Origin of the sequence: Enterobacter sp. P82 (assembly GCF_037053385.1) — a bacterium.
Classification (GTDB): Bacteria; Pseudomonadota; Gammaproteobacteria; order Enterobacterales; family Enterobacteriaceae; genus Enterobacter.
Window position 1 is genome coordinate 108,212 of sequence record NZ_JBALHX010000005.1, and the last position, 25,501, is coordinate 133,712.

Here is a 25,501-nt window from a genome sequence, read left to right on the forward strand (position 1 = left end):
AACATTACAGCTTCGTCGACCATCAGAGTACCTAATCTGATCGTTCAGCGCGATGCCCCGGTCGGTTCACAAATTGGATCTGAAATAATCGACTCTGACAGACAGTATTCAAGTTGTAGTACCGGAGTATCAACTCCCAGTTGGGGCTGGGGAATAAAAAGCTACGGAACTTATGTCATGACTATTAATGGTCGGCGGGTTTATAGCACTAATATTGCCGGGATTGGCTACGCTATTGGCATGGAGAGTACACTAAGTTGCTCTGGCACAATATCCTATGTCACCGAAAGCAACAATCAGAATATTATCTGTGGCTCTTCCGCTGCAGCAATGTTTTCAACCTTTGTGATGAAGGGTAAGCCCAGACTCACTTTTTATAAAACCGCACAAACCACAGGTTCTGGCATGGTAAATAGCACCAATGTTGGCGCCTCTATTCTGAATGATGGGGGCACATGGCGCTCTGATTCTGTTTTATCCATGAACAGCTTTAACGTCACCACTACAGCCTGCTCGGTCACCAACGCGGCCGTCAAAGTGCCGCTGGGCAACGTATTGAGTACAGCGTTTACCGGGGCAGGCAGCACTACTGCGGACAAAAACTTCACCATCGATCTCGATTGCGACGCGTCAACCCGGGTGAATTTAACCCTGGAAGGCGCTCAGGACAGCAGCGGTGCGGCAGGTGTTCTGGCGTTGACTCAGGCAACAACTGGCGCAACCGCGTCCGGCGTGGGTGTACAGGTGCTTTATAACAACACCCCGGTGACGTTTGGTTCGATGTTTAATGTTGGCACCGCCGCCACCAAAGGCGCATACGCTATCCCTTTGACTGCTCGCTATTATCAAACGACGGAAAAAGTAACAGGTGGACAGGCCAACAGCCTGGCGACGTTTACCATCACCTATCAATGAAGACACATTAAAAAGCGTGAATTTCCTTATTTACAAGGGTAAGATTTTTCTTAAGAAAAAACCCAGTATTAAGGAATTCGATGGAACGCACCAGCATGAAAAACTCTTATAATTATCATAAGAGAATATTAATTTTGAGTGCGACGCTCCTGTCGGTCAGTTTGATATTCGCCACGCTACTGGGGATGTATAACCACTTTGAATCGTTTATTGCCAGGCAGGCTAACGTGCTGCAAACCGAGCGGGACTATGTCGAGATCAGAACCGATCAGTTTACGACCCGTCTCAAGATGTTTGCTAACTTACATGAAGAGACTGAAGGTACACATATTCATGACTATAGCCAACATCAGCACTTTTTGAATGACATTCAGCACCACAATGGCGTGCTGCTCGGTTCACCGCTGACGGGCAGCTTGCCCTATATTTTTCTGACGGCGCCGTCAGAGACTGGCGTCACCAGCACGGTCAGTGATAATTCCCTGAACCTGCTACAGGACTTTACCCCGGCCGTCGCCATTCGCACCCGCGAGCTGGGCAGAACGCTGGATAATTTTATCTATACCCCGGACGGTAAATTCTTAGCGTTTCTGTCCCCGGACGACAGTGAGATCAGACATGTATTACAGTCGTACCCTGTTAGCGAAATTATTCAGTCGCAGATCCAGCCCACCGAAGCCGCACGACAACAACACACGCCGGACTATTTGCTAAAAAAACGTATCTTTTGGGTTCCCCCTCACCGGGAAGCGCTCACCGGAAAACTGGCGACTTACTACGCGACCCCTATTTTTACCTACGGTAAAATTAGCGAAGTCGTCGTTGTTCGAATTACTTCTGACAACTTCAACTATTTTTTCGCCTCACCTGAACGACCAAAAGGTTTTTTTGTTGCCTCGCGGGATCGTAAAATTGTATTTGGTTTATCCGCCCATGATTTTGCACCAACAGAAACGGGCTGGATCAATCAGTTCAGGGACGTAAAAAACTTCCAGCTACCTGCCCCGGGAGGGGTGAGTCTGGTTCAACATGGTGGTGTCTTTTATCTCTCGCAACTCGTCAACAACGGTGAATGGCTGGCGGTTTATAGCTTTGACTGGAAAACGGCTCTGGTGGCGCTATCCCCTAATTGCATCCCCCTTCTCTTGCTTGCCTTGTTTATTATCGGCCTGATTTGGTGGACAATTGCCTGGTTCGATAAAAAGGTGCTGCTCACCTTCTACCGCAAATCGATTGAGCTGTATGAAAGCGAAGTGTTTAACCGTACTGTCGTATCAACGGCCCCCGTGGGGTTATCGGTGATCGGTCTGCACGATCAGGGCATTATTTTTGAAAATGATGTGGCGGCCGAACTGCTGGATCAAACAACACTGGCGCACCCCGATCTTTATCAGCAGGTGTTGAAAGAGCATGCGGAAATCTTCTCTCGCAATGAAAATATCTCTTTTGAAAAAGCCCTGCCCCGGAAAGACGGTCAGACCTCTCTGGAACTTAGCCTGACCGTGTCGCGTACCCGCTACCTCAATCATGATGTACTGCTGTTTTCGTTACTGGATATCAGCAAGCGTAAAGAAGCTGAACGTCTGCTTATTGATGCCAAAACGGCCGCAACGCAGGCCAATAATGCCAAAACCATGTTTGTGGCCAACGTCAGCCATGAAATCCGCACGCCGCTACACGGCGCGCTGGGTAATCTGGAGTTGCTCGACATGGAGGTCGCCGAGGCACCCGCCAGAGCACGTATTAGCACCATTAACCGTTCGCTTAACTCACTGCTTAATATCGTCAATAAAATCCTCGATCTGACACGCATCGAGGCAGAAGAGCTGCATATCCATAATCAGCCGTTTGATCTGATTGAGACCATTGAGCAATGTGCCCAAACGTACGCCCCGCTGATTGCAAAAAAAGGCGTACGTTTTTACTTTATTCTGGAATTTGTGCCCATCAAACTGCTGTTTGGCGACAGTCAGCGCATCAGCCAGATCGTTATTAACCTGCTGAGTAACGCCTGGAAATTTACAGAACACGGCGCGATTACGCTGCGGATAAAATTACTGGACGATAAAACGTTATCTATTGCAGTGGCCGACTCGGGGTGCGGTATTCCTGAGGACGCGCAAAAAGATATTTACCAGCCTTTTGTGCAAAATCTCAAAGGCGACAGTCATTATACCGAAGGGACGGGCCTGGGGCTTTCTCTGTGCAAACATCTTGTCGAACTGATGGGCGGTGATATCACGCTGGAGAGTGAGCCGGAGGTCGGTACCATTTTCTCTGTGCAGATCCCGCTGCGCTATACCGATATTCCGGTGCCGAGACTGGCAATGTTTAACCAGCTTCAGGATCGGGCGGTCACGCTCTATTGCGATTATCCCGACTGGCAGCGAACCCTGCACCTGCTGATGGCCTGCTACGGTGTACAGATCCACACCATCAATTCACTTTCAGCCCTGGAAGATGACGACAAACCGCAGACATTGATCTGCGCCACCAGCTTCCCGGACTTTACGTTACCGGCGGATGTCATCCATCGCTATCAGCATATCGTTCAAATTATCCCGGATGGCCCTCTGTCACTGCAAAGAGAAGGCCATCTGGTGAAAGTCAGCGCCTTTTCAGTATTTGAAATCCTCAATGCCATCGCGTCCTGTTTTGGTATCACGCCGGATCTCAAGCCCGTGGGCGAACATGAAGTGCTAAGCGATCATCAACAGGTGAGTATTCTGGTGGCGGAAGACGACCCGGTAAACCGGATGCTTATTCGTCAGCAGCTTTCGGTGCTGGGTCTGAATAATGTTCACTACGTCGAAAACGGTCAGGAAGCCTTTAACATTTGTATCCACAACGCCATCGATCTGGTGATAAGCGATCTGCATATGCCCAAAATGGGCGGTAAGATGCTGCTGGAAAAATTACGTGCGGCGGGTAAGCAGATGCCGATAGTGATTACGACCGCCACGCTGATACAGCAGGGACAGTTTGACGCGGTATTGCATAAACCCGTGAGCCTGAAGCAGCTGAAAGATGTGCTGACCGCCGTGCTCAGCAGTCATACGCTCCCCCCGGCCACCTCGCTACCTGATATGCCGCACATTACCGATGAGCTGATCCGCGGTGAATTTCTAAAGGGCTGGGGAACCGATCGACAGCAGATCGGGCAGGCGATTGAAGACGGGAACAGCGATGAAATACGGGATATTCTGCATCGATTAAAAGGTGCGCTCTCCGTGCTGGGGCTAGTGGACGAGGCTGAACGGTGTAAAACACTACACCGGGATTGCGCCACCCTCGGCGATAAACAGAGACAGATGCAGTGGAAGGCGTTGAGTGCGGCCATTGAACGTCACGCTGCAGACTGGCGCAGAATGATTCGCACGGAAGAGAAATAATCATGTAGCGCTGTTCAAAACATAACGTGTTGAACAGCGCTTCACCTTTCTTCTGTCGTTTGACGGCTGTGAAGATCCAGGTAAACCTCGGTTAATTCGCTGTCGCTTTTCACCCCCAGTTTTTCCATCGCTTTTTTCTTTTGCGTGCTGATTGTTTTCAGGCTACGGCTGGTGTACTGCGCAATTTCGGTCACCGTCATACCCCGAATAAACAAACGCACCACCTCCATCTCGCGCGGTGACAATCTCTCCACGCCCGATTTATTACCCGACGGTGTTTCCAGCATGTATTTAATCAACTCTTGTGACGTTTTTGGATCGATACACTGCTCGCCATTCATCACTTTACGAATAATATCCGCTAATCGCGCCAGTTCCTGACTGGATTTACTGATAAACGCTTTAATACCAATCTGCAGCATCTCCCGGACAATCACAACGCTATCATAGGAACTTAGCAGAATGATATTCACCTCCGGGAAATAGCGGCGTATCTTTTCCAGAAGCGCCATACCGTCCGGCTCAGGATCTTTGTGAAACGAGTAATCGCAAACCAGCACTTCGCACGGCGTGGATTTTAACATTTTGAGTAATCCCCCCACGGTGCCGGCAACGCCAACGACACGGATATCCGGTTCGCCTTCCAGCAATTTGGCGACGCCTAACTGCACGACAGTATGGTCATCCGCAATGATTACCCGAACATCACTATTAAGCATAATTTTCACCAGTGGTATGATTACTTGCTTCAGAATGCCGCTACCCTTTCGCTTTAGCAAATGACGCTGACATTTTCATAATATTGCGATAGTTGTCGCCGTTTATTTTTGACTCTTCATATTCGCAGTATAGCTGCCGACACCCGCCCCCTGAAGGGGTTTGCACGGTTCCCGCACGGGCGTCAACCCTGTCGGATTGATAACGATGCGCAGGGGTTGACGTTCCGTTACTTCCACCTTGCCAGTGCCAGCGGATGTGATCGGCAACCCCGCAAAATAGACCTTCAGTTGGCGTTGCACGATCGTTCCACGATCGCCGGTCAACACGAAACGCACCTGCTGCGTTTTATGGGCTTCAATCCGCACCAGCGGCGGTATGATGGTGATAAGCTTACCTTGCCCTTCAGACATTTTCTCTACTCGTGTTAATAACATCACGGGCTGTGCATCCGTGTTATGGACATTCACAACCCCTTCGCCTTTACTGACGTCAATGAACAGAAGTGAGGTATCGGCTTCTACACCTGCTGCATAATTCTTATAGCTATAAAATAACGCAAAACAAAGCAAAGCTTTAGTAATAACGTGATATTTCATCAGGTAAGACTCGTTATAAGCATTTTACAGTGACTGAGCATCAGGGTCGAAACGCATCATACCAGTTCATATTTATATCTTTCTGTTGATAAAATATACACAACAATAAAGCATCAGGTAATAAGAGCAAGGGAGTTATTAAGATAAGAATTATCTTATCAAAATAAACACTGCCATTTTCCCTGCTGCAATTGACCTGTCTCGTTTTTTTATTACCTTCGATTAAGAAACATCCTAAGAGCAATGAATTTCCATCTTATTTTCATCGACGTCACATCAGGTTAATATTTGCAACATCAAGAGGGCACCATCCCTTTAATAGAGTATGAATAGCTATTCAAGGGAATTGAATGATGAAAATAGCAATAGCAGATAGACAACCACTTATATTACAGGCGCTTTCTCAACTGTTGCTTCAGGTTCCCGGATATCATCTGACGCACTGTTGCTGCAATGAACAGGCGCTGATGCAGAAACTGACGATAGAGCCCGTCGATATGGTGATAGCAGAAGATCATATTTTGCTGCAGATGATCCAGGGCGATGCCGGCTCGTTACTGATGGGCTATTTGCGGCAAGGCAAGCTGGCGATCATGACCGACTCGCCGCTCCCTTATGTTTTCAGCAATCTGCTGGAACTGGGAGGACGGGTGTTAATCAGTAAACACGATCCGCAGGAGGAGATCCTGAGGGCATTACGATTTGCCCGGGATACACCGGAAAAAAATTATTTTTCGCCACGATTATATCCTCTGCTGGAGCGGGTTACGCTGAACAAGATTAATAACCAGGAGCTAACAAATAAAGAGCTTGAGGTGGTGAAATTACTGGCTTCCGGTATTCCTCTGGTGCATATAGCGAAAATTAAAAATCGTTCAATTAGTACAGTGGCTACGCACAAATATAATGCCATGCGCAAATTAGGTATCAGCACCAATGCTGAACTCATTCGCCATGTCCTTGATCATTATATTTCATAGCGCACATTTACTGAATAATATCGTTATTACAAGGTTTCATTATGCGAATGTTCAAAATAATGATTTGCGTGCTGCTTGCATGCAAATCGGCGAACGCTGCAACGCTTCTGGAGGCGATAAATGCCGCCGGAGAGTGGAACAGTGAATACCAGGCCAAAAAGAATGCACAGCTCGCAGGACAGGAAAAATGGGATCAGGGCTTAGCGAGTTTGCTGCCCACGGTACAACTGGAGGGAAATTATACCCAACAGGATCAGCCTTCTGCCTCTTATGCCGCCAAAGTCACGCGGCATAACTATAGCGTGAATGTGAGTCAGCCGCTGTTTGACGTCAGCAAATATGCCGATTTCATGCGCGGCCAGGCGCTGGCCAAACTGGCCGATGTGGAGTTTGCCCGCGCCCAGCAAAAACTGATTAGCGATGTTTCATCCGCCTATTTTGAAGTGCTGTACCAGCGGGAAGTATTGCAGGCCTCTCGCGCGGCAATGAAGGTCTATGGCCGCCAGCTGGCACAGGCAAAAGCCGCGCTGGAGCTGGGGGAAGGGCTACGGATGGATGTGGACGAAGCACAGGCTAACTACGACCGTGCCAGTTCAGATCAGATCGCCGTGACGAACGCCCTGGACGTGGCCAACATCAACTTCCATCGCTTGACGGGATTGGATGCCGGACAGATCGACACGATTAGCGAAAGCTGTGCAGCACGTCCGCCGTCACAGGACATAAAAACGCTGTTGAAGCGAAGCGATGCAGACAATCTGGATATCCGCTACGCCACGTTCCAGGTCGCGCAAACTCAGGCCGACGTAACCGCGGCGTATGGGAGCCAGCTGCCGGTCGTTAACCTGCAGGCGGGATATGGAGGTAACTGGAGCCGGGGTGAAGATGAAAACGTCTGGGACAGTGTTTTTGGCACCACGTCCAAAACCCGTAACACCACCATCGGCGTGGTGGTATCTGTCCCAATCTTTAACGGTGGCGGGCAGATGTCGCGTGCCAGAGAGGCGGCTTATAACCGCGTGCAGGCGAAAGACCTGCTCGAAGATGCCCGTCGGCGGGCACAGCAGGACACGCGTGCCGCCTGGCTGGATATCACAAACGGTATTGCACTTCTTAAAGCGCAACATCAGGCGGTGAATTCCGCTGAGAACAAAGTGAAATCAACCGAGTATGGCCGTGAAATGGGGCTTCGTAGCGGTCTTGATGAGCTGAACGCCCGTCAGCGCTACTACGATGTCATCCGTGAACTGGCTGACGCACGATATAACCTGCTGAAAAGTCGTATTAAATTGCTTTCAGTAACCGGACAACTCGGCTTCACGTCGATCAATGCCCTGACCTGCCGGGCATCAGCGGCGGATGTGTAACTGGATAACACGGGATTGTTATGACTGACTCTTTATTCCGCCAGGAAGTGATGGACGCGGAAAAAAACAAAATGGCGGGCAGCGTGGCGGTGTATTGCCCGCCCTGGCGCTGGCTGATGATCGGCATCGTGGTCGCAATAACGGTTTCTGTCGTGCTGTTTCTGTGCTTTGGCAGCTATACCAAGCGTGAAACTGCCTCCGGTACGCTGCAGCCGCGTGATGGCATCGTCAGCATCACCCCCACGGTTTCAGGCGTGGTGACGGAAGTTCAGGTGAAAGAAGGGGAAACGATACGCGCAGACGCTCCGCTGCTCACGCTTTCATCCGAGGTCACCACCGCGATGGGACAAACCCGCGAGCGGGTAGCAGAACAGCTGACGCTGCAGCGCAGCAAGTTAGAGGCCGATCTGAGCGGGCTGGCCTTACTGGAACAGGAAATGGTACAGGGACTGAAGCAGCGCCAGCAGACGTTGCAGCAGCAGCTGAATTTCGCCTCGGCGATGCGCAGCAGTCGCCAGCGTCAGGCCGAACTGGCCAGACGTCAGCTCGACAAAGTGCAACAGATGCAGGAGCGCGGCTATGCCACCCGCCAGCAGCTTGCCGAACAGGAGAACCAGCTGCTGGATGCTCAGGCCCGGCTGCAGGATGTTGAACGCCAGCGTATTGAGCTGCGCCAGCAAATTGAGCAAACCCAGCAGCAACTGCGCGAGGCACCGCTCAACAGCAAAAACCAGCGTAACGATCTGGAGCGTAAACGCGCGGATATTGAACAAGCGATGGCGGAAAACGAATCGCGCCGTCGGGTGATCGTCCGGGCTCCGCACGACGGTATTGTCGGACCTCTGCTGGTCAAAACCGGTCAGGTTGTGAATCCGGGACAATCCGTGCTGTCGATACTGCCCCAGCGAAGTCCCTTACAGGCGGTGATTATGGTGAGCAGCAGAGCCATTGGTTTTATTGAGCCAGGGCAACAGGTAGTGCTGCGCTATACCGCCTATCCGTACCAAAAGTTCGGCCAGCAGTACGGTCGGGTGCAGGATGTCTCGCGGACGTCGCTCAGCCCGCAAGAGGTGGCGCAGCTCACGGGGAAACCCAACGTACAAGAACAGTTCTTCCGCGTCACCGTCACGCTGGAAAAACAACAGATTATGGCTTACGGAAAGCCTGAGGCCCTGCGCCCGGGCAGCGCGCTGGAAGCAGATTTCCTCATCGATAAGCGTCAGCTGATCGAATGGGTACTGGAGCCGCTTTACGCGCTTGGCCGTCGTGCAAACAGCTAACCCTCGCGGGATCAGGGAATAACGATGTCATTTTTACAGAGATTACAGTTTGGCTGGCGTCGTCGTCTGCCAGTCGTGCAGCAGTCGCAGGCCGCAGAGTGTGGGCTCGCGTGCGTGAATATGGTCGCCAACTACTATGGTCACCATATCGATATGGTCACCATGCGCCAGCGTTTCAGCTCATCGCTGAAAGGCGCCACGCTCGCTGACGTGATGCTGGTCGCCCACCGCATGGGGCTGGCGGGCAGAGCACTGCGTCTGGATCTGCATGAGCTGGGACAGTTGCGACGCCCCTGCATTTTGCACTGGTCGCTGAACCACTTTGTGGTCCTTAAACGCGTGACCCGTAAAGGGATCGTGATCCACGATCCAGCGCGCGGAGAGTGGGAAGTGCCTATGGAAGAAGTGTCGCGTTGTTTCACCGGCGTGGCGCTGGAGCTGCTCCCCGGCGCGAACTTTAAGAAGCAGGAAGAGAAGCAGCGCATCTCGATGACGAGACTGATCGGCAGCGTTCAGGGGGCGCTTCCGACCTTCGTGCAAATCCTCGCGTTATCCGTCGCGTTGGAGTTGTTCGGGGTATTAACGCCGTTTTATATGCAGTGGGTGATGGATCAGGTGCTGGTTTCCGCTGACTGGGATCTGCTCAGCATGCTCGGCATCGGTTTTATCATGGTAGTCCTGATGCAAAACGTCATCAGCGCCCTGCGCTCCTGGGTGATGGCCTGGTTCTCCAGCCTGCTGGGGGTGCAGTGGACGGTCAACGTCTGCGCTCACCTGCTGCGCCTGCCGATGAGCTATTTCGAAACGCGACATATTGGCGATGTGATCTCACGCTTTGGCTCGATTGAGACCATTCAGAGCACGCTGACGAACCGGTTTATCAGCACGGTACTGGATGGGGTGATGGCGATTGTGACCCTGTGCATGCTGTTTATCTATAACAGCACCCTGTCATGGCTGACAATTGGACTGTTTCTCGCGTACGTGGTGGTGCGGCTGGTCTCTTACCGCCCTTTCCGCCAGGCCAACGAGGATCACATCATCACGGCGGCGCGCGCCCAGACGATTTTGCTGGAATCCGTGCGCGGCGTGCAGGCCCTGAAGATTAACAATAAGCAGGAGCTACGTGTCACCGCGTATGCGAACGCCCTGGTGGATACCACTAATAAAGGAGTCGTGATTCAGAGATTAAGCATCGGCTTTAGCACGCTCCAGGGCGTTATCTCCGGCGTGGGACGCGTGGTGTTGATTTGGCTGGCGGCGCGTCAAGTACTGGAGGGGAATTTCTCCGCCGGGATGCTGGTGGCGTTTATCTCGTTCTCTGACCAGTTTATCAGCCGCGCGTCAGGGTTGATTGATGCGGCCATCGACTTTCGCATGCTGCGCTTACACGGCGAACGTCTGGCGGACATCGTGCTGACGGAAGCCGAAAAAGACAGCGACACCGGCCTGGCGGCGGTCAGCTACCGCCGGGAGGATGCCCCGAGCGCGCTCAGCGTTGAAGGGCTAAGTTTCCGCTATGCCGAGACCGATCCCTGGGTGTTGGAGGAGACCTCGTTTAGCGTGGCCGCCGGGGAGTCCGTCGCCATTGTGGGGCCGTCAGGCCAGGGAAAAACGACGCTGGTGAAGCTGCTGTTAGGGCTTATCGAACCGGAAGCCGGCTGCGTGACGCTCGATGGCTTCGATATTCGTCAGGTTGGCTTACAGCGTTACCGCGCGCGCATTGGCTGCGTCATGCAGGACGATATCCTGTTTGCCGGTTCGCTGAATGACAACATTAGTTTCTTCGATCCCGAGGTCGACCTGGCTGCGGTAGAACGCGCCGCCAGAGTGGCACAGATTCATGACGACATTATGGCCATGCCGATGGGTTATCAGAGTCTGGTGGGCGATATGGGCTCCTCCCTGTCGGGAGGCCAGGTGCAGCGCGTGCTGCTGGCGCGGGCTCTCTACCGCAATCCGTCGATCCTGATCCTTGACGAAGCCTCAAGCCATCTGGATGTCGAACGCGAGCGGTTGATTAATGACGCAGTAAAAACTATGCCGATTACGCGAATCATAATTGCCCATCGGCCAGAAACCATCGCCAGCGCCGATCGTATTCTGCTGGTTAATAACGGCAAAGTCGAACCGTGGCAACTGCCGTTGTTGACAGAATAACGCCTGACGTGGATGGGCGTAGTACATCCACACCTAAAAAATGGAGTAAGACAAATGCGTGAATTAAACATCATGGAAATCGAACACGTTTCTGGCGCGGGCCTGTTTGACCGTATCGGTGCAGCGTTCCTGGGGGGGATCATGGGAGCTGCAACCGGTTCCGCCAAAGGCGGTGTAGCGGGTGGCAGTACTGGCGGCATCCTGGGTCTGGGTATCATCGCCGCCGCGGTAACCGCGGTCTGGGGGGGCGCACTCGGAACGTTAACAGGCGTTGTTTCAGGTTTTGTCAGCGGCTGGGACAAAACCCTCGCGCGCTTCGATAACTTTGTTGACCAGTGGCTTGACAATACCGTTCCGGGTCCAAAGGTCTGATTAGTTAAATTCAGTGCCGGATATTACTGCAAAGCGCAGATATTCGGTATTAAGGAATCCGGATATGAAAGAACTTTCAACCCAGCAACTCTCTCAGGTGAGCGGCGGTATCAGTGCGTTCGAACAGGCCGATAAATTACTCAACGGCATGCTGAGCTGGTTGACCAGCGATGCCAATCCGTTTAATGGTCGTGTCATCGGCCAGAGTATTGGCAATGCTATTGGTGGTTTTTTTGCTCATCTCGCCAAATCCTTTGCCGACACCTTCAGAGCGAAATAACCTTTCAGGAGGCTTTATGCGTCAGTTAACATCTCAGGAACTGCAGCAAACCAGCGGTGGATTGTCCAGCTCGGATATCATGAATTTTATCCGTGGACTTTTTGGCTCTAAAGATAATACGCCTTCAACACCCTGGACACCGCCAGTAACACCGCCGTCAACCGGTAAAGACATGGGCGGCGTTATCGGTGCAATTGTCGTTGGTACTGTTGCGGTTTTGGCTTTCGGATTGAGTAAATTTCTCGATTCTGCAAGTAAATAAATCGGAACAACCTTAAGCAAGCTCAAAATATTACTACTTGCGCAATTAAAATTCGGGATATTTTAAAAATAACCGATGCATTAGCAATATTACGAGTTACTTAACGAAACGAGCGACCTAAAATATCTTTATCGATTGCGTGATATATCAATACATCATCATATCGATAGGGATCCTCACACTATATCTATGGAGTAATTTATATTATGAAAAAGACTATCCTTGCAGGTTTAATTACCGTTGCTGCAATCTCCCCACTGCTGGCTAATGCTGCTAACGGCACCATTACCTTTAAAGGTGAAGTCACTGCGAACACCTGTACCGTTAAAATTAACGATGGTGCAGCAACCAATACCGTTACCCTGCCAACCGTGACCACCGGCCAGCTGGCCGCTGCGGGCGATACCGCTGCACCAACTGAAGTACGCATCGGTCTGAGCAGCTGCAGCACCGCTGTTTCTTCTGCCCGTGCGTTCTTTGAATCCGGCCCGAACGTGACTGCTGCGACACATAACCTGAAAAACAACGGTACTGCTACAAACGTAGAAGTCCAGTTGCTGACCCCTGCTAATTCTGTGATTAAAATTGGTGATACCTCTCAGCGCTCCGGCGACAGCGTAGCCGTGACTGATGGTGCAGCAACAATGAAATACAGCGCGCAATACTATGCAACAGGCGCATCAAAAGCAGGTACTGTAGATACGTCTGTTACTTATTCTATTGACTACCTGTAAGTCCTGAACCTGTCGTTATTATAAAGGAGCCAGCTTCTGGCCCCTTTATTTAAACACATCACGTTATCCGCGCCATGGAATTGAAAAGATGATGAGCCATTATATTTCCCGCCCATTAGCACTATTGCTTATGGCATTTTCTTTCATTTCTCCACCTACCATCGCAAATGTGGTGATCTCGGGTACGCGGATTATTTATCCCGCCACCGAACGAGAAGTTTCTGTCCGTCTTGATAACCGTGGGGAATTACCTGCGCTGGTACAGGTGTGGGTAGATGACGGTAATAAAGATACCCCTGTCAGCCTGTTAAAAGTGCCCTTTGTGGCCACACCTGTCATTTCACGTATTGAGGCGCACAACGGCCAGACGCTGCGACTGAGTTATACCGGCGACAACGCATTACCCAGTGACAAAGAGTCCGTTTTTTGGCTGAACATGCTGGATATTCCCCCGCAGAACGTCAAACAGCAGGATGAAAACCGCCTGCAAATGGCGTTACGCACCCGCATTAAAATTTTCTTCCGTCCTGGCACTCTGGATGCCGACGGTGCCGCAAATGCCATAACCGCACTGCGCTGGAACGCGACCGGTGAAGGGCTGCAAGCCACTAATGCAAGCCCGTATTACGTTAATATCGCGTCCATCACGGCCAGTGAGGGTAAGCGTAAGCTCAGTGCAACAGAAGGCGCCATGATCGCCCCCGGCAAAACACATGTTTTCAACATGAATGCGTCAGGCAGCCGTATTACGTCCGGCACCCCAATCACATATACCGCAATTAATGATTTCGGCGGGGAAACCACACAACAGGTTAACGTGAAGTAATCAGCGCTTCCGTTCAGGGAAGTTGGGGAAATTATGAAAATAAAATCAATTACACAACGGGGATATCTCTCCGCCGTCACGACATCCTGTTGCCTGTTATTCGGCACGTCCGCGTCGGTACTCGCCGCAGAAAATGCAGAACGTCATGATATGGCGCTGGCGGCCACGTTTAACCCCGATTTTCTCAATTCAGTACTGGGAGAGGATGTCGATCTCAGCCGCTATGAGCGGGGTAATCCCCTGCTGCCTGGCGACTACCGTGTGGATCTCTATCTCAACGGTCAGGTTATCGATCGTGACACGGTGCAGGTACGAATGAAGGACGGTGCCCCTGCCGTTTGCCTGAATAATACGCTGCTGAATAAACTCATGTTTAATCGCGACGCACAAGGGGTTAACACCCTGGTGTTGCAGCAGTTAAACGATCCGGCTCAATGCGTCACCCTGGATCAGCTTACACGCCAGGGCAGCCTGCGGCTGAACACGGCCGATCTGCGTCTGGATGTCGCCCTGCCGCAGGAGATGCTCTCACGTAATGCGCGTGGCTATGTCGACCCCACCCTGTGGGACGACGGGGAACACGCGATGCTGCTGGGATATAACGCCAACTATTATCAGACTGAACGCTCAGGCAACACGCAAAAATCCGGCTATGTCGGCCTGAATGGCGGTCTGAATGTGGGTGGCTGGATGTTCCGGCATACCGGCAATCTGAACTGGGACCACCAGCAGGGCTCCACCTACAAAGCGACCCGGAATTTTCTCCAGCATGATATTACCGCGCTGCGCGCGCGATTAACGCTGGGCGATAGCTATACCTCTGGCGAGCTGTTCGACAGCTTCGCGTTTCGCGGCGTGCAGCTGGCGACGGACGATCGCATGTTGCCCAACTCGCTTCGCGCCTATGCGCCAACGGTGACCGGCGTGGCGCAGACCAACGCCCGCGTGACGATCCGGCAAAATAACGTCCTGCTGTACGACACCGTCGTGCCGCCGGGTCCGTTCGTGATTAACGATCTCTACCCGACGGGTTACGGTGGCGATCTTAACGTTCAGGTAGAAGAGGCGGATGGTCGTATCAACACCTTCAGCGTCCCCTACTCTTCTGTTGCCCAACTGCTGCGCCCGGGAATGACGCGCTACAACATGGTTGCAGGAACGATACAGGATCAGCATCTCAGCTATACGCCCAAAGTTATGCAGGCGACGTTACAGCACGGTCTGAGCAACCTGTTAACCGGCTATGGCGGCGTACTGGGAAGTGACCATTATAAAGCCGCGATGCTTGGCACGGCGTTTAATACCCCTGTCGGCGCGCTGGCGCTGGATGTCACGGGTGCAAAAGCCTCAGGCAATAACCGGAGCAGCCAGGGCACCAGCTGGGGCGTCACGTACAATAAAATGTTCAGTGCGACAGAGAGCAATTTGTCGCTCGCCGCCTATCGTTTCTCCTCGTCCGGCTACCTGAACCTGAGTAACGCGCTGCAGTATACGGATCGTGGCTACGACAGCGGGAATAAAGATACCCTATGGCGTCCGCGCAACCGCTTCTCACTGACGCTCAGCCAGGGGCTGGCGCAGGGCTGGGGGCAAGTCTTCTTCTCCGGCTATCAGCAGAACTACTGGCAACGCACCACAACAGACCGGCAGTACCAGTTTGGCTATAGCAACAACCTGAAACGTCTCTCTTACACCCTGAGCATCGGGCGCATCCGTAATGTCGATAATCAGGAAGAGACCCAATATCTGCTGAGCATGAGCATGCCGTTAGGCACCAGCGCCCATGCTCCGAGCCTCAGTCTTAGCATGGGCCATGACGGCAATGGCTTTAACAGCCAAAGTAGCCTCAATGGCCTGCTCGGAGAAGATAACCAGTACAGCTACAACGTTGGCGCAACGTACGATCGTCAAAACCAGACCAGCGCTAACCTGTCTGCGGGATACCGTTCGCCATATACCAATCTTGGCGGAACATACAGCCAGGGCGACAACTACCACTCAAGTTCTGCCAGCATGAGTGGTTCCCTGGTGGCGCACCGCGGCGGCCTGACGCTCAGCCCGTATGAAAGCAACACGCTGGCCGTTATTCACGCCCCGGACGCGGGAGGTTCACGCGTGGTGGGGTACTCGGGTATCCGTCTGGACGATCGCGGCTATGCCATTGTGCCCTATCTGAATACCTATCAGGTGAATGACATTGCCATTGATACCAAAGGGCTACCCGCGGACGTTGAACTGCAAACCACCAGCCAGCAGGCCGTTCCGCGCGAAGGTGCCATCGTCCGGCTGGACTACCCCACCGTCAGCGGACGCGCCGTCCTGATCCATGTGGAGGGTGATGAGCTGACCTTTGGCGCAGAGGTGGTGGATGAAAAAGGCCAGTTTGTGGGTACGGTCGGCCAGGGGAACCTGATTTATGCTCGCCTGCCCGCCGACAGCGTACACCTTAGCGTGACGCAGAAAGGTAAAGGCTGTCGCCTGAGCATTACGCTGCCGTCGCAAAAATCAGCGGGTGCGGCCTTTGAACGCCTCACCGCCCGCTGCGAGGCCCCCTAATGAACTTGCCTGTCTCAGGAGCATTACTGATGAAAAGCATCACGAAAACGACGCGGTTCTGCCCCGCTTTTTACCTACTGGGGGTGTTCTGTCTCCCCGCACAGGCAGCGCTCAAATGCGCTAATGGCGACGGTTCAGCCACACTTGTTGATATCAGCAACCGGGTTAAAGTGACGCCAGGTACGCCCGTTGGCACCACCCTGTTTAGCCAGACGTTTACTGGCTTAAAAGCCCGATGCAGCCTGACCACCGCAACCGGCTCGGCTGAAACGGCTTACTTTTCACGTCCGAACCTCAGTACGGCGTTAGGTGGCGGGCTGACGCTGTTTGTTACCTATAAGGGTAACCGTAACAGTACTGCCGCCAATATCTCCACCGGGGTGATGGTGTCAGATCGTTCTGCCTTTCTGGGGTTGGCATCCTCGTTCTGGCAGGAGGTCTCACTGGATCCTGTCACCGTTGAGATCGTGAAAACAGGTACGACCGGGACCACCTCTCCGGGAACAGCGAGTGCAAATATGACGATCGGCAGCGTGGGCTCCACGATGCAAACCAGCGACAAGGCCATCTTTTACCTACGCGGTGCGAATACGATCGGTTATCTGGCGGAGACCTGTAAAGTCCCAACGCCTGCATCCTTTGACGTCTCGCTGGGCAGTGTCGGTATCAGCGGCAGCAGCGGGTTTGGTTCCGGCGTGGGTAGTACATCGCAGGCCAAAGACTTCGCGATCAATCTGAGTTGCGATACCGCAGTGTCCGGTGCCTTTAAGGTAATGATGCAGCTGGACGGTACCCCGGTAAGCGGCCTGGCGAATCAGGGCGTACTGGCGCTAACCAATAGCGGTGCGAGCGGTGTCGCAAGCGGCGTCGGCGTGCAGGTGTTACAGGGTGCAAGCGGCACGCCTGTCAGCTTTGCCACTCCGTGGCAAGTCGGAGCGTTCCCCGTCAGCGCGAGTCTGATCAATGTGCCGTTCTCCGCCCGTTATTACCAGACGGCGGCCCGCGTCACGCCAGGCAGTGCGAACAGCTCGATGACGTACACCATTTCGTATCAATAATTTTTCCGCCATCCGGAGGGAATCAACGTCACTGGCTTGCTTTACCGGTAAGCCAGTCCCCCTTTTTATCCCCTCTCAGGAATCAACAGTATTTAAATATAATGGAGTTTTAGTATGCGTGATACATGATTAACGACGTTAAGAATGTAATTTGTGGTTACGGCAATAGTTCATAATCAGAAAATGAATAATTGTTTTAAAATGAGCATGAAGGTTGTCGATAAAAATGTCTGGAGTTCATACCAACTATAGTAAAATTCAGCTTCCGATGTATCTATCCTGAGAACCGTTTTTTCATACGGCTTTGAGCATGTTGTGTGCTCCTGAAGTTATTTTTTTCTGGCCATCTCGTTCAGTGTATCTGCGCCGATAAAGCACAACCGATTGCCGCAGAGGTTACATTCACGAAGCTCGAGCACCCCGCTTTTTTTCGCATATCTATATCCATTACGGATTAGTTTTTTGGCAGCACACCCCCTGTTAACGCACCTTTTAAAGTGTATCGCCGATACCTAGCAGATATAGAGTTTCGCACTATAATGAGGCTGTGCTAAATATTATTTAGCCATTTAGTTACGAAGATCACATTTGCAGTATGAATAACAATTTCATAGCCCATCAGAACCGTAAAATAACAATTTTACTATATTCCTCACTGCAGGTGATGATTAGAATCCCTGTCACCACTTCAGCATCAAATGATTAATTTATGCTCCTGAAACAGTGGCTAAGAAAACTAACATACAAGGAAAGAAATCATGCGTGAATTATCTAATACCGAATTATCAAACGTTGCAGGTGGCGATCTGATTGGTGCTCTTTACGGCTTGGTCGATGGCGCGGCTACCGGTATGGCTATTGGCGGTAAGTGGGGCGGCGCAGGTGGCTTCGGCTTCGGTGCACTCTCGCAGTTGGTTGGCCTGATCGTGCCTACAATAATGGGCGGCTTTTTCGGCGTCGTTGTCGGTGGAATCACTAATACCCAGACCGTCAGTTCAATCATTGCTGATTATCGTCGCACCTTCGGTCCGGGTAACGTTAACCACGGCGGTACTATCGGCTAATCATTGCTGATTAATAATAAAAGAGGGGGTTTTATCCTGTCGTTTGATATTAACGACAGTTGATAATTCACCCCTCTTTTTTTTCACAACATGCATAATAAAGGAAATAATCATGAGAGAATTAGCATTAAATGAAATGAGTGCAGTAAGCGGCGGTGTTGCTGCTTTTTCCCCAGAATTTTTCAAGCGCATGGACCAAATTTTCTCTAATAGTCTGGACGGAATGGCGACAGGGATGTCCATCGGTGGCAAGTATGGCGGTGCGGGTGGATTCGGCTTCGGCGCGCTTTCGCAGTTGGTCGGATTGATTGTGCCGACGATTATGGGCGGTACTCTTGGTTTTGTCTCGGGCATCATTCTGGGTTACGAGAAAACAACAGCGTTGCTGGCTGATTACCGTCAGCAATTTGGCCAGGGAAGCGTAGGCTAAAAACTGAGAGATAGTTACCTGTCTCAAGGCTGCTTTGCGATTGTTTCACCGGTACGTGGCTGATACAAAACCCGACTATCTCTTCATGGGTTAGCACCTGCTGCCAGTTACTGTTGCATACGGCGGTCATAATAGTGATGTACCACAGCACCTCCACTGTAGTGCCTGAGTTTTGCAACCGACACCCGTGGTCGCTTCAGATACCAATCCAGATATTTGACTCTCAGGCTCCCGGGGTTTTCGCGAAGTGAATCTACCTGCGGCATCCGTACTATTGTTGCGGGCCGTGTAACGGCCCGTAATATCTGCTCTTATCGAACCCTTGGATTAATCCTATGTCATAAAAAGAGTCATCCTATCTTTTTTGTTTATTCAACAGGTTAGTATCTATTCATCGTTAACCACATGATGAATGAGAACAGACTAATGGCAAAAAAATCCTCCTCAGAGGCCACCGTTCTTATAATGCTATTTTTCCTGTCATTGATGTTTTTTATTCTCTCCACCTTAAGTGAACCCCATGCGGTGGATATCGGTACATTACTCAATTAACGTATAAAAGATTATTTATGGAATGGTTAGTCACAGAGTCTATTTATATTTCCACAACCGATCTGTACGGTCTGGTGCTTAAGGCCGGGCCGTTAAAAATCGTGGCGGAAGTCTCATCAGAGACGCCTTTGCGTCCCGGAGATATACTGTACCCGGCAAAAGATGCGAACTATCTTATCAATAATGATGCAACTCAGGCGATAAAAGCCATCAGTGCCGTCGAGTTTTCAGCTGGAAAGTGGCGGGTGCTACAGGCAACGTCAGGATATTTAAGCGTGCATGCCATTTAAGTTCGTTTGGAATCGTACTCAGGAAGAAAAAATATTAACAATGAGATAGCCCCCCATGACACTCCAAAGGAGAAATAAATATTTAAAATACCTATTGCGCGCGTTCAGGCATCATTTTCGCAGCGACAAATGCTATCGGGTGAAAAAATTTAAATCAGACTTTGGTTATTCACCCGATTTGTCGACGCCAAAGACCTTTAATGAGAAAATTTTATGCCGGATGATAAATCGCGAGCAGAATGAACGGTTCACTCAGTTAGCCGATAAGCTCACGGTGAGAGAGCATGTTGAACAAAGCCATCGCGACATACTACCTGTCATCCATGGCGTATTCGACAGTGTTAACGAGATTGACACGTTCGATTTCCCTGACAGATTTGTCCTCAAGTGCAACCATGACAGTGGAAGCTATGTGATTTGTACTGACAGGAAGCAGCTCAATGTTCAGGAAGCGAAAGCGAAACTTTCCTGCCATTTAACAATGAACATGTACTACAAAACCAGAGAGTGGCAGTACAAAAGAATAAAACCCAAAATTTTCTGCTAGCAATATATTGACAGTCGTTGCATGGAGCATAATGGATTATGCCCGGAAATATTTCGCTTCCACTGTTTTAACGCCGAGCCATTATATATTGAGGCGGAATACACCGACGACCAAAAGAATCACTACACCAATATTTATGACGCTGAATGGCACCTTCAGCCAGTCAGGTTAAACGGCCGATCAAACACACCATCGGAAATACCGAGACCGAAAAAATTGGACCAAGCCATGATGGTTGCAACGTCACTGAGCAAGGGAATCGATTATTGCAGGGTTGATTTATATATTACGCGCAAAAAAATATATTTCAGCGAATTCACTTTTACCCCGAGCAACGGTAGGGAAAAATTCTTTCCCGCCGAATGGGACGCCCGCTTTGGTGTGCACTGGAATTTTACCTCTGATCAGTCGCATTCATAATGCGAACTGATGATGGACTATCACGCTTTACCCTATATTGTTTAAAGGAAATGAAAATGAAAAAAACGCTTCTCGCAATGCTGTGTGTTGGCCTTTCTTTTAGCGCTATTGCACAGCAGCAAGGCTTTGTATCCCCTGACAGCCAACCCTATTCTCAGAGTGGATTTAAAGGACCAACGCTAGGCACATCTTCCGTCTCTGTGGCGCAGGCCAAATCATTTCGTGATGATGCCTGGGTTGTTCTGGAAGGTCGCATTACCCGGCAGGTAGGCCACGAACTCTATGAATTCCAGGATGGGACCGGCACGGTTTATGTCGATATCGATGATAAATACTGGATGGGGCAAACCGCATCCCCGCAGAGTAAAATTCGTATTGAGGGGGAAGTGGACAAAGACTGGAATAGCGTCGAGATTGACGTAAAAAACATCCATGTTATGAAATAGTTTATAGAACAACCCTCTTGTCATGGTATCGTCCATGTCAGGAGAGTTTACATAAGACTTTGTTGAATAATTCATATTTTGAGTAGAGCGCGTTCAGAATTCTGCGTCACGTTAAAAAATCATTCAGATAATATTTATTATTCTGCTCCGGTGTGACCACGCGTTTCAGCTGCCCGCGCAGCTGCCAGTCCGCACCGATTTTGGGGGTGAGGTGGATATCCACTTCATCTTGATGAAAGACCGGATGTTCTGCGCTGCATTCATTCCGTGCTTTATGGATTGCCGCCATCTTTTCATCTTTATGCGGGGCATGGATATGCAGGGGTGGGGTACCGTCCCGCAGCCAATTGCATTTGGAATCCCGCCAGCTCACATTTATCCCATTTTTCTGCTCGAATTAACTGCAAATAAAAAAACAGTCAGTCGGACGTCTGGTAACCATAACTGGACTTTGTCAGGGCAACCATTGTTTCCAGCCCCGCCTGTATCTGTAACTGGCAGAGTTTTTTCACAGGTACTGCTGTCATTTTTTCAGCGTTTGCCAGGTATGCTGACTGCTCTGCCAGAATCTGTCAGCATTCCGTGGCAAGCCTGCTGTCACCGGTAAGTCTGCATATCAGATCCAAAGTACTGAGACGTTCGAGCCGTCCTTTGATACTGAGACGGGTTTTGGCACCCAGGCTCAGTTTTTTATCAGAATTCTGGTCTTCCGGCGCAAACGCAGCGAACTGCTCATGGTGCATCTGCAGGGTTTGCCCCAAGTTTATGGAAACATGTCCATCCTCATCGGTCTTCAGCGTCAGCACTTTTTCTGCTAATACAACAACCTGTGCGTGCAATGGGGCCAGTTCAGCATCGACATCCCTGATACTGAATGGCGTAAGTTGCCTGTTATCCAGAAGGGGGCTGTTCCAGTAAGGCACTTCGGTAAATATAGAAAATGTTCCCGATGTCGCAGTGTAGCCGGCACTGGAATTGCCCACCGGACGACAACCGTTTTCCGGATAATTTTCCGCGGGCACACCGACCAACGCTTTCATATCCGGAAAATGAAACAGACCCGGTTCATACTGGCTGTCGCGGAGCTCTGTTTCCCCTGTCGTATTGAGCGGCAGACCACTCTGATGACATATTTCTTTCAGTGTCCCGGCCCCGCCGGAGAACCCGACGCGACATAATAAACGCCGCCCGCTTCCGAATTATGCAGGGAATAGAGAAAATCCGGCCGCGCCAGCCTGATGGCATTCTGCCATGCGATGTTTTCCGGCAACGGGTGCCGACTCAGCCAGTCATTGTCAGCAAACGGGAAGGCATACTCGGCCTGTTGGTTTAAGGGCGGGCGATAATACTGTTCGTAGTAACGCTGCAGGTTGCCCGGTGACCTGAACCACCCTTCATTAAGTTGCAGTGTGTCCGGTTCAATCGCCTTGATAAAGTGCCACAGGAAAGGTAATGCCTCGCGAAACGCGGTATCCTGGCACAGACGGGTTATCAGATACTCGATGACAGTACATCCGATGACTTCATTCGGATGCGGGGCATCCACAAACAGCGCGGAAAGGGGGCCTTTTCCGATGGATATCATATTGATGGGGATTCCCTGAGCAGACATACCTACTTCTGTTACGGTGACGAGTTCAGGATAACGGGCGTGCATCAGGGCAGTATTTTCCGTCATCTCCGCGAAGGTGGGATAAGCTGAAATATCCGGGACCCTGCGGATAACATCATGCAACAGCGGGGGGAATATCGTAATTTCTCCGTTGATTGCAGGTCAAACGTAACCGTATCGCTTTAAAGCCAAAGAGTATGAAATAACATTATCCATTTGCACTGATACTTTTTTGGGCTGCATGATACACGTTCTGCCCTGCACACTTTCCCAGACTCCCTGACTATCGGTTATTATATGAACGAATAGTTGCTTGAGAAAGGCAAAGATTTTCAAACTTCTGATATACCATCTCATCCAAAAATCAGTCTGTTTCCAGGCTCCATAGACAATCGTACTGAGACTTACTTAGGCACCGGGGTAACAGGATTTTCCTCCAGTCGCAAAACCTTTCGAATAACAACCCAGAAGTTCACTAAATGCTCATTTAACAACGTATAGGCTGTTTTCTTGTTTTAACACCCTATATGTTGTTAAATGTGTTTACAGAACCATGCGTCAAGCGCAAGCAGAGTGGTTATCTCATATGAATACAGCCTATCGGATAAAACACCTTAATCAGTTACGTCCAATATTGATTGGTTTTCGCAAAGTGAATGGACTCACACAGAAAGAGATTTCTCAACGATTGGGTGTTACACAGCAGGCCTATGCACGACTCGAATCCAGTCCAGCCAGTGCCAGTTTTGAGCGTCTGTTCAGAGTGTTCACTGCTTTAGGGATTGAGCTTACCCTATCGTCATTACAACACTCGACTCCAGCCCCTTCAGGAGACGTCGAAGACAATCCGGCCAGACGGGAGATATGGTAATACCGACCAGGTGAAGAAGAAAGGCACCCGGTCACAGACCTCTGTTGTTGAACGTAAAGTAACATATCACTAAGCTACAAATACTTTTGTCAAAGTATCGCCTAAGCTACAAACTTTATTGTCGGTCTACAAGAGAAATAATCACTCCCCGCAATTATTGCACCAACTTTTTCCGTCCATTCAACTAAGCTTCGACCTGATGCCCCGCTGCGTTCGCGGGGCCGTATTCCTTTTGGTCAGAGCACACGTCATGCAGATACTCAGCATTATTATTTTGCTTAGCCTTACTGTGGTTATCCATTCACTGTGGATGTTTGTCGTTTTAAAATTCATTAAGTTAGAAGTCGATTCTGCGGTACGTATTGTTTTACGTAATGTCGGCATCGTTATCTCCATGATTTTCGCCCATCTTCTTGAAGCCGGGCTATTTGCGGCGTTTTATTTTGTCATTGATGCATTTAATGACTGGAACACCAGTTTCTACTTTTCACTGGTCAGTTACGCCACTGTCGGCTACGGCGACGTCACGTTACCTGAGCACTGGCGGCTCATCGGCGGTGTGGAAGGGCTTGTGGGCGCGCTAATGGTGGGCTGGTCTGTGGCGGTTCTGGTGGCAGTACTGCAGCGTTTGCGTGGCATGAGCGCCTGAACGACGGGTGTGCTAAAGTAACGATCTTTTTCTGTTACTGGCTTATGTCAGTTTGTATGGTGTTGTGTATGTCTGCTGCTCATCTCGGTTTCCCGACGGAAACTGTTGTTGTCTTTGTCGTGATGGCCGTTGGGGCGATGTTTATCGACCTCTTTATGCACCGTCACGATAAACCGATCTCGCTCAAAAGTGCCGCCATGTGGTCCCTGTTCTGGGTCATGATGGCAATGGCGTTCGCCGGATTCTTGTATGTTCATCACGGCGCAGAGATGGCAAGTCTGTTCCTCACGGGTTACGCGCTAGAAGAGGTGCTTTCTGTCGATAACCTGTTTGTAATGATGGCCATTTTTGCCTGGTTTGGTGTGCCGGATAAGTATCGTCACCGCGTACTTTACTGGGGTGTGCTCGGCGCGATTGTATTCCGTGGCATCTTCGTAGCCATTGGTACCAGCCTGCTGAGTCTTGGCCCTTACGTCGAAGTGATTTTCGCGCTGGTCGTCGGCTGGACAGCGGTGATGATGCTCAAACGCAATGAAGAGAGTGACGAAGTGGAAGATTACTCTGGTCATCTCGCTTATCGCCTGGTGAAACGCTTCTATCCTGTCTGGCCGAAAATCAGCAGCAATGCCTTTATTTTGACCCAGAAAGAGGTCGATGCTGAGCTTGAAAAACCGGAAAACCAGGACGTGATGGTTGGACGCGTGAAGAAGGCGAAGCGCTACGCAACACCACTGCTGCTCTGCGTGGCGGTTGTGGAGCTTTCTGACGTGATGTTCGCGTTTGACTCGGTCCCGGCGATTATTGCCGTGAGTCGCGAACCGCTGATTATCTATAGCGCCATGATGTTCGCCATTCTCGGCCTGCGTACGCTCTATTTCGTACTGGAAGCGCTGAAACAGTATCTGGTGCACCTTGAGAAAGCCGTGGTGTTGTTGCTGTTCTTCGTGGCTTTCAAGCTGGGTCTGAATGCAACCGACCACTTCTGGCATCATGGTTACAGCATTGGCGCGACGGCCAGTCTGTTTGTGGTATTAGGCGTGCTGGCGTTGGGGATTATTGCGAGTGTGATGTTCCCTGGGAAACGTGAGGCCTGATGCACCGCTTTTCTCCCTCTCCATGCAG

Annotated in this window: 24 protein-coding genes and 2 pseudogenes; 21 read left to right on the forward strand and 5 right to left on the reverse strand. The window is 50.8% G+C overall.

Going from position 1 to position 25,501, the window contains the following annotated elements; genetic code table 11:
• Positions 1-177 precede the first annotated feature (177 nt).
• Both WB237_RS19230 and WB237_RS19235 read left to right on the forward strand, forming a co-directional pair.
• Positions 178-915 carry a fimbrial protein gene (locus tag WB237_RS19230; protein ID WP_312742087.1) on the forward strand — a complete coding sequence of 246 codons (738 nt, stop codon included), beginning with the start codon at positions 178-180 and terminating at the stop codon, positions 913-915.
• A 134-nt stretch (positions 916-1,049) separates the two neighbouring features.
• Entirely contained in the window at positions 1,050-4,307 is a 3,258-nt protein-coding gene (locus WB237_RS19235) for a hybrid sensor histidine kinase/response regulator (protein WP_336215482.1), read from the forward strand.
• Positions 4,308-4,348: 41 nt separating this feature from the next.
• Here the strand turns inward: WB237_RS19235 and WB237_RS19240 are convergent, their stop codons facing one another.
• Complete coding sequence (locus tag WB237_RS19240; RefSeq protein ID WP_312742091.1) at positions 4,349-5,026, reverse strand: response regulator transcription factor; 678 nt, start codon at positions 5,024-5,026, stop codon at positions 4,349-4,351.
• A gap of 102 nt (positions 5,027-5,128) precedes the next feature.
• Positions 5,129-5,623 (reverse strand): fimbria/pilus periplasmic chaperone, encoded by a 495-nt coding sequence (locus tag WB237_RS19245; RefSeq protein ID WP_312742094.1) that lies wholly within the window; start codon positions 5,621-5,623, stop codon positions 5,129-5,131.
• Positions 5,624-5,973: 350 nt separating this feature from the next.
• On the opposite strand from WB237_RS19245, the gene WB237_RS19250 reads away from it, so the two are divergent.
• The 16 genes and pseudogenes from WB237_RS19250 (at position 5,974) to WB237_RS19320 (ending at position 21,247) form a co-directional block, all read left to right on the forward strand.
• Complete coding sequence (locus WB237_RS19250; RefSeq protein WP_312742098.1) at positions 5,974-6,603, forward strand: helix-turn-helix transcriptional regulator; 630 nt, start codon at positions 5,974-5,976, stop codon at positions 6,601-6,603.
• Between the two features lie 41 nt (positions 6,604-6,644).
• Positions 6,645-7,970 (forward strand): TolC family outer membrane protein, encoded by a 1,326-nt coding sequence (locus WB237_RS19255; RefSeq protein ID WP_312742101.1) that lies wholly within the window; start codon positions 6,645-6,647, stop codon positions 7,968-7,970.
• Between the two features lie 20 nt (positions 7,971-7,990).
• Positions 7,991-9,250 carry an HlyD family secretion protein gene (locus tag WB237_RS19260; RefSeq protein WP_312742103.1) on the forward strand — a complete coding sequence of 420 codons (1,260 nt, stop codon included), beginning with the start codon at positions 7,991-7,993 and terminating at the stop codon, positions 9,248-9,250.
• 24 nt (positions 9,251-9,274) lie between these two features.
• Complete coding sequence (locus WB237_RS19265; RefSeq protein WP_312742105.1) at positions 9,275-11,410, forward strand: peptidase domain-containing ABC transporter; 2,136 nt, start codon at positions 9,275-9,277, stop codon at positions 11,408-11,410.
• A gap of 54 nt (positions 11,411-11,464) precedes the next feature.
• A complete protein-coding gene (locus WB237_RS19270) occupies positions 11,465-11,782 on the forward strand; it encodes a hypothetical protein (RefSeq protein WP_312742108.1) in 318 nt (105 codons plus the stop codon).
• 64 nt (positions 11,783-11,846) lie between these two features.
• Complete coding sequence (locus tag WB237_RS19275) at positions 11,847-12,062, forward strand: bacteriocin (protein ID WP_312742110.1); 216 nt, start codon at positions 11,847-11,849, stop codon at positions 12,060-12,062.
• A gap of 16 nt (positions 12,063-12,078) precedes the next feature.
• The gene (locus WB237_RS19280; protein ID WP_312742113.1) at positions 12,079-12,324 is read left to right on the forward strand and encodes a hypothetical protein; all 246 of its coding nucleotides are present in this window, start codon (positions 12,079-12,081) and stop codon (positions 12,322-12,324) included.
• A 206-nt stretch (positions 12,325-12,530) separates the two neighbouring features.
• A complete protein-coding gene (locus WB237_RS19285) occupies positions 12,531-13,058 on the forward strand; it encodes a fimbrial protein (protein ID WP_312742116.1) in 528 nt (175 codons plus the stop codon).
• 88 nt (positions 13,059-13,146) lie between these two features.
• A complete protein-coding gene (locus WB237_RS19290; protein ID WP_336215492.1) occupies positions 13,147-13,884 on the forward strand; it encodes a fimbria/pilus periplasmic chaperone in 738 nt (245 codons plus the stop codon).
• Positions 13,885-13,917: 33 nt separating this feature from the next.
• Positions 13,918-16,440: a fimbria/pilus outer membrane usher protein gene (locus WB237_RS19295; protein WP_312742122.1), complete on the forward strand. Its 2,523-nt coding sequence runs from the start codon at positions 13,918-13,920 to the stop codon at positions 16,438-16,440.
• A gap of 29 nt (positions 16,441-16,469) precedes the next feature.
• Positions 16,470-17,498, forward strand: a complete 1,029-nt coding sequence (locus tag WB237_RS19300) for a fimbrial protein (protein ID WP_336215496.1) — start codon at positions 16,470-16,472, stop codon at positions 17,496-17,498.
• Positions 17,499-18,256: 758 nt separating this feature from the next.
• On the forward strand, positions 18,257-18,562 hold the full coding sequence (locus WB237_RS19305; RefSeq protein WP_312742128.1) for a DUF5862 family protein: 306 nt from the start codon (positions 18,257-18,259) through the stop codon (positions 18,560-18,562).
• 112 nt (positions 18,563-18,674) lie between these two features.
• Complete coding sequence (locus tag WB237_RS19310; RefSeq protein WP_312742131.1) at positions 18,675-18,992, forward strand: DUF5862 family protein; 318 nt, start codon at positions 18,675-18,677, stop codon at positions 18,990-18,992.
• A gap of 569 nt (positions 18,993-19,561) precedes the next feature.
• The gene (locus WB237_RS19315) at positions 19,562-19,834 is read left to right on the forward strand and encodes a polymyxin B resistance protein pmrD (RefSeq protein WP_312742133.1); all 273 of its coding nucleotides are present in this window, start codon (positions 19,562-19,564) and stop codon (positions 19,832-19,834) included.
• 55 nt (positions 19,835-19,889) lie between these two features.
• Positions 19,890-20,801: pseudogene (locus tag WB237_RS23075) on the forward strand (ATP-grasp fold amidoligase family protein).
• A 56-nt stretch (positions 20,802-20,857) separates the two neighbouring features.
• Positions 20,858-21,247, forward strand: coding sequence for a YgiW/YdeI family stress tolerance OB fold protein (locus WB237_RS19320; RefSeq protein ID WP_312742136.1), 390 nt, complete (start codon positions 20,858-20,860; stop codon positions 21,245-21,247).
• A gap of 124 nt (positions 21,248-21,371) precedes the next feature.
• On the opposite strand, the pseudogene WB237_RS19325 reads toward WB237_RS19320, so the two are convergent.
• From WB237_RS19325 to WB237_RS19335, 3 genes and pseudogenes are all read right to left on the reverse strand, one after another.
• Positions 21,372-21,575: pseudogene (locus WB237_RS19325) on the reverse strand (IS630 family transposase); the annotation flags it as partial.
• A gap of 244 nt (positions 21,576-21,819) precedes the next feature.
• Positions 21,820-22,287 (reverse strand): hypothetical protein, encoded by a 468-nt coding sequence (locus WB237_RS19330; RefSeq protein WP_312742138.1) that lies wholly within the window; start codon positions 22,285-22,287, stop codon positions 21,820-21,822.
• Between the two features lie 98 nt (positions 22,288-22,385).
• On the reverse strand, positions 22,386-22,925 hold the full coding sequence (locus WB237_RS19335) for a M14 family zinc carboxypeptidase (protein ID WP_312742141.1): 540 nt from the start codon (positions 22,923-22,925) through the stop codon (positions 22,386-22,388).
• A 520-nt stretch (positions 22,926-23,445) separates the two neighbouring features.
• Between WB237_RS19335 and WB237_RS19340 the strand changes: the two genes are divergently transcribed.
• The 3 genes from WB237_RS19340 (at position 23,446) to WB237_RS19350 (ending at position 25,473) form a co-directional block, all read left to right on the forward strand.
• Complete coding sequence (locus tag WB237_RS19340; RefSeq protein ID WP_312742446.1) at positions 23,446-23,730, forward strand: helix-turn-helix domain-containing protein; 285 nt, start codon at positions 23,446-23,448, stop codon at positions 23,728-23,730.
• A 250-nt stretch (positions 23,731-23,980) separates the two neighbouring features.
• Entirely contained in the window at positions 23,981-24,379 is a 399-nt protein-coding gene (locus WB237_RS19345) for a potassium channel family protein (RefSeq protein WP_336215504.1), read from the forward strand.
• A gap of 68 nt (positions 24,380-24,447) precedes the next feature.
• Positions 24,448-25,473: a TerC/Alx family metal homeostasis membrane protein gene (locus WB237_RS19350; protein ID WP_028018065.1), complete on the forward strand. Its 1,026-nt coding sequence runs from the start codon at positions 24,448-24,450 to the stop codon at positions 25,471-25,473.
• The last annotated feature ends 28 nt before the right edge of the window (positions 25,474-25,501 follow it).

What these genes read in the sequence shown, in the direction of transcription:
- WB237_RS19230 (WP_312742087.1), top strand. Translation starts at nt 178, where the DNA reads ATGACTATTAATGGTCGGCGGGTTTATAGCACTAATATTGCCGGGATT.
- WB237_RS19240 (WP_312742091.1), bottom strand. Translation starts at nt 5,026, where the DNA reads ATGCTTAATAGTGATGTTCGGGTAATCATTGCGGATGACCATACTGTC.
- WB237_RS19245 (WP_312742094.1), bottom strand. Translation starts at nt 5,623, where the DNA reads ATGAAATATCACGTTATTACTAAAGCTTTGCTTTGTTTTGCGTTATTT.
- WB237_RS19250 (WP_312742098.1), top strand. Translation starts at nt 5,974, where the DNA reads ATGATGAAAATAGCAATAGCAGATAGACAACCACTTATATTACAGGCG.
- WB237_RS19255 (WP_312742101.1), top strand. Translation starts at nt 6,645, where the DNA reads ATGCGAATGTTCAAAATAATGATTTGCGTGCTGCTTGCATGCAAATCG.
- WB237_RS19260 (WP_312742103.1), top strand. Translation starts at nt 7,991, where the DNA reads ATGACTGACTCTTTATTCCGCCAGGAAGTGATGGACGCGGAAAAAAAC.
- WB237_RS19265 (WP_312742105.1), top strand. Translation starts at nt 9,275, where the DNA reads ATGTCATTTTTACAGAGATTACAGTTTGGCTGGCGTCGTCGTCTGCCA.
- WB237_RS19270 (WP_312742108.1), top strand. Translation starts at nt 11,465, where the DNA reads ATGCGTGAATTAAACATCATGGAAATCGAACACGTTTCTGGCGCGGGC.
- WB237_RS19275 (WP_312742110.1), top strand. Translation starts at nt 11,847, where the DNA reads ATGAAAGAACTTTCAACCCAGCAACTCTCTCAGGTGAGCGGCGGTATC.
- WB237_RS19280 (WP_312742113.1), top strand. Translation starts at nt 12,079, where the DNA reads ATGCGTCAGTTAACATCTCAGGAACTGCAGCAAACCAGCGGTGGATTG.
- WB237_RS19285 (WP_312742116.1), top strand. Translation starts at nt 12,531, where the DNA reads ATGAAAAAGACTATCCTTGCAGGTTTAATTACCGTTGCTGCAATCTCC.
- WB237_RS19290 (WP_336215492.1), top strand. Translation starts at nt 13,147, where the DNA reads ATGATGAGCCATTATATTTCCCGCCCATTAGCACTATTGCTTATGGCA.
- WB237_RS19295 (WP_312742122.1), top strand. Translation starts at nt 13,918, where the DNA reads ATGAAAATAAAATCAATTACACAACGGGGATATCTCTCCGCCGTCACG.
- WB237_RS19300 (WP_336215496.1), top strand. Translation starts at nt 16,470, where the DNA reads ATGAAAAGCATCACGAAAACGACGCGGTTCTGCCCCGCTTTTTACCTA.
- WB237_RS19305 (WP_312742128.1), top strand. Translation starts at nt 18,257, where the DNA reads ATGCGTGAATTATCTAATACCGAATTATCAAACGTTGCAGGTGGCGAT.
- WB237_RS19310 (WP_312742131.1), top strand. Translation starts at nt 18,675, where the DNA reads ATGAGAGAATTAGCATTAAATGAAATGAGTGCAGTAAGCGGCGGTGTT.
- WB237_RS19315 (WP_312742133.1), top strand. Translation starts at nt 19,562, where the DNA reads ATGGAATGGTTAGTCACAGAGTCTATTTATATTTCCACAACCGATCTG.
- WB237_RS19320 (WP_312742136.1), top strand. Translation starts at nt 20,858, where the DNA reads ATGAAAAAAACGCTTCTCGCAATGCTGTGTGTTGGCCTTTCTTTTAGC.
- WB237_RS19330 (WP_312742138.1), bottom strand. Translation starts at nt 22,287, where the DNA reads ATGAAAGCGTTGGTCGGTGTGCCCGCGGAAAATTATCCGGAAAACGGT.
- WB237_RS19335 (WP_312742141.1), bottom strand. Translation starts at nt 22,925, where the DNA reads ATGACGGAAAATACTGCCCTGATGCACGCCCGTTATCCTGAACTCGTC.
- WB237_RS19340 (WP_312742446.1), top strand. Translation starts at nt 23,446, where the DNA reads ATGAATACAGCCTATCGGATAAAACACCTTAATCAGTTACGTCCAATA.
- WB237_RS19345 (WP_336215504.1), top strand. Translation starts at nt 23,981, where the DNA reads ATGCAGATACTCAGCATTATTATTTTGCTTAGCCTTACTGTGGTTATC.
- WB237_RS19350 (WP_028018065.1), top strand. Translation starts at nt 24,448, where the DNA reads ATGTCTGCTGCTCATCTCGGTTTCCCGACGGAAACTGTTGTTGTCTTT.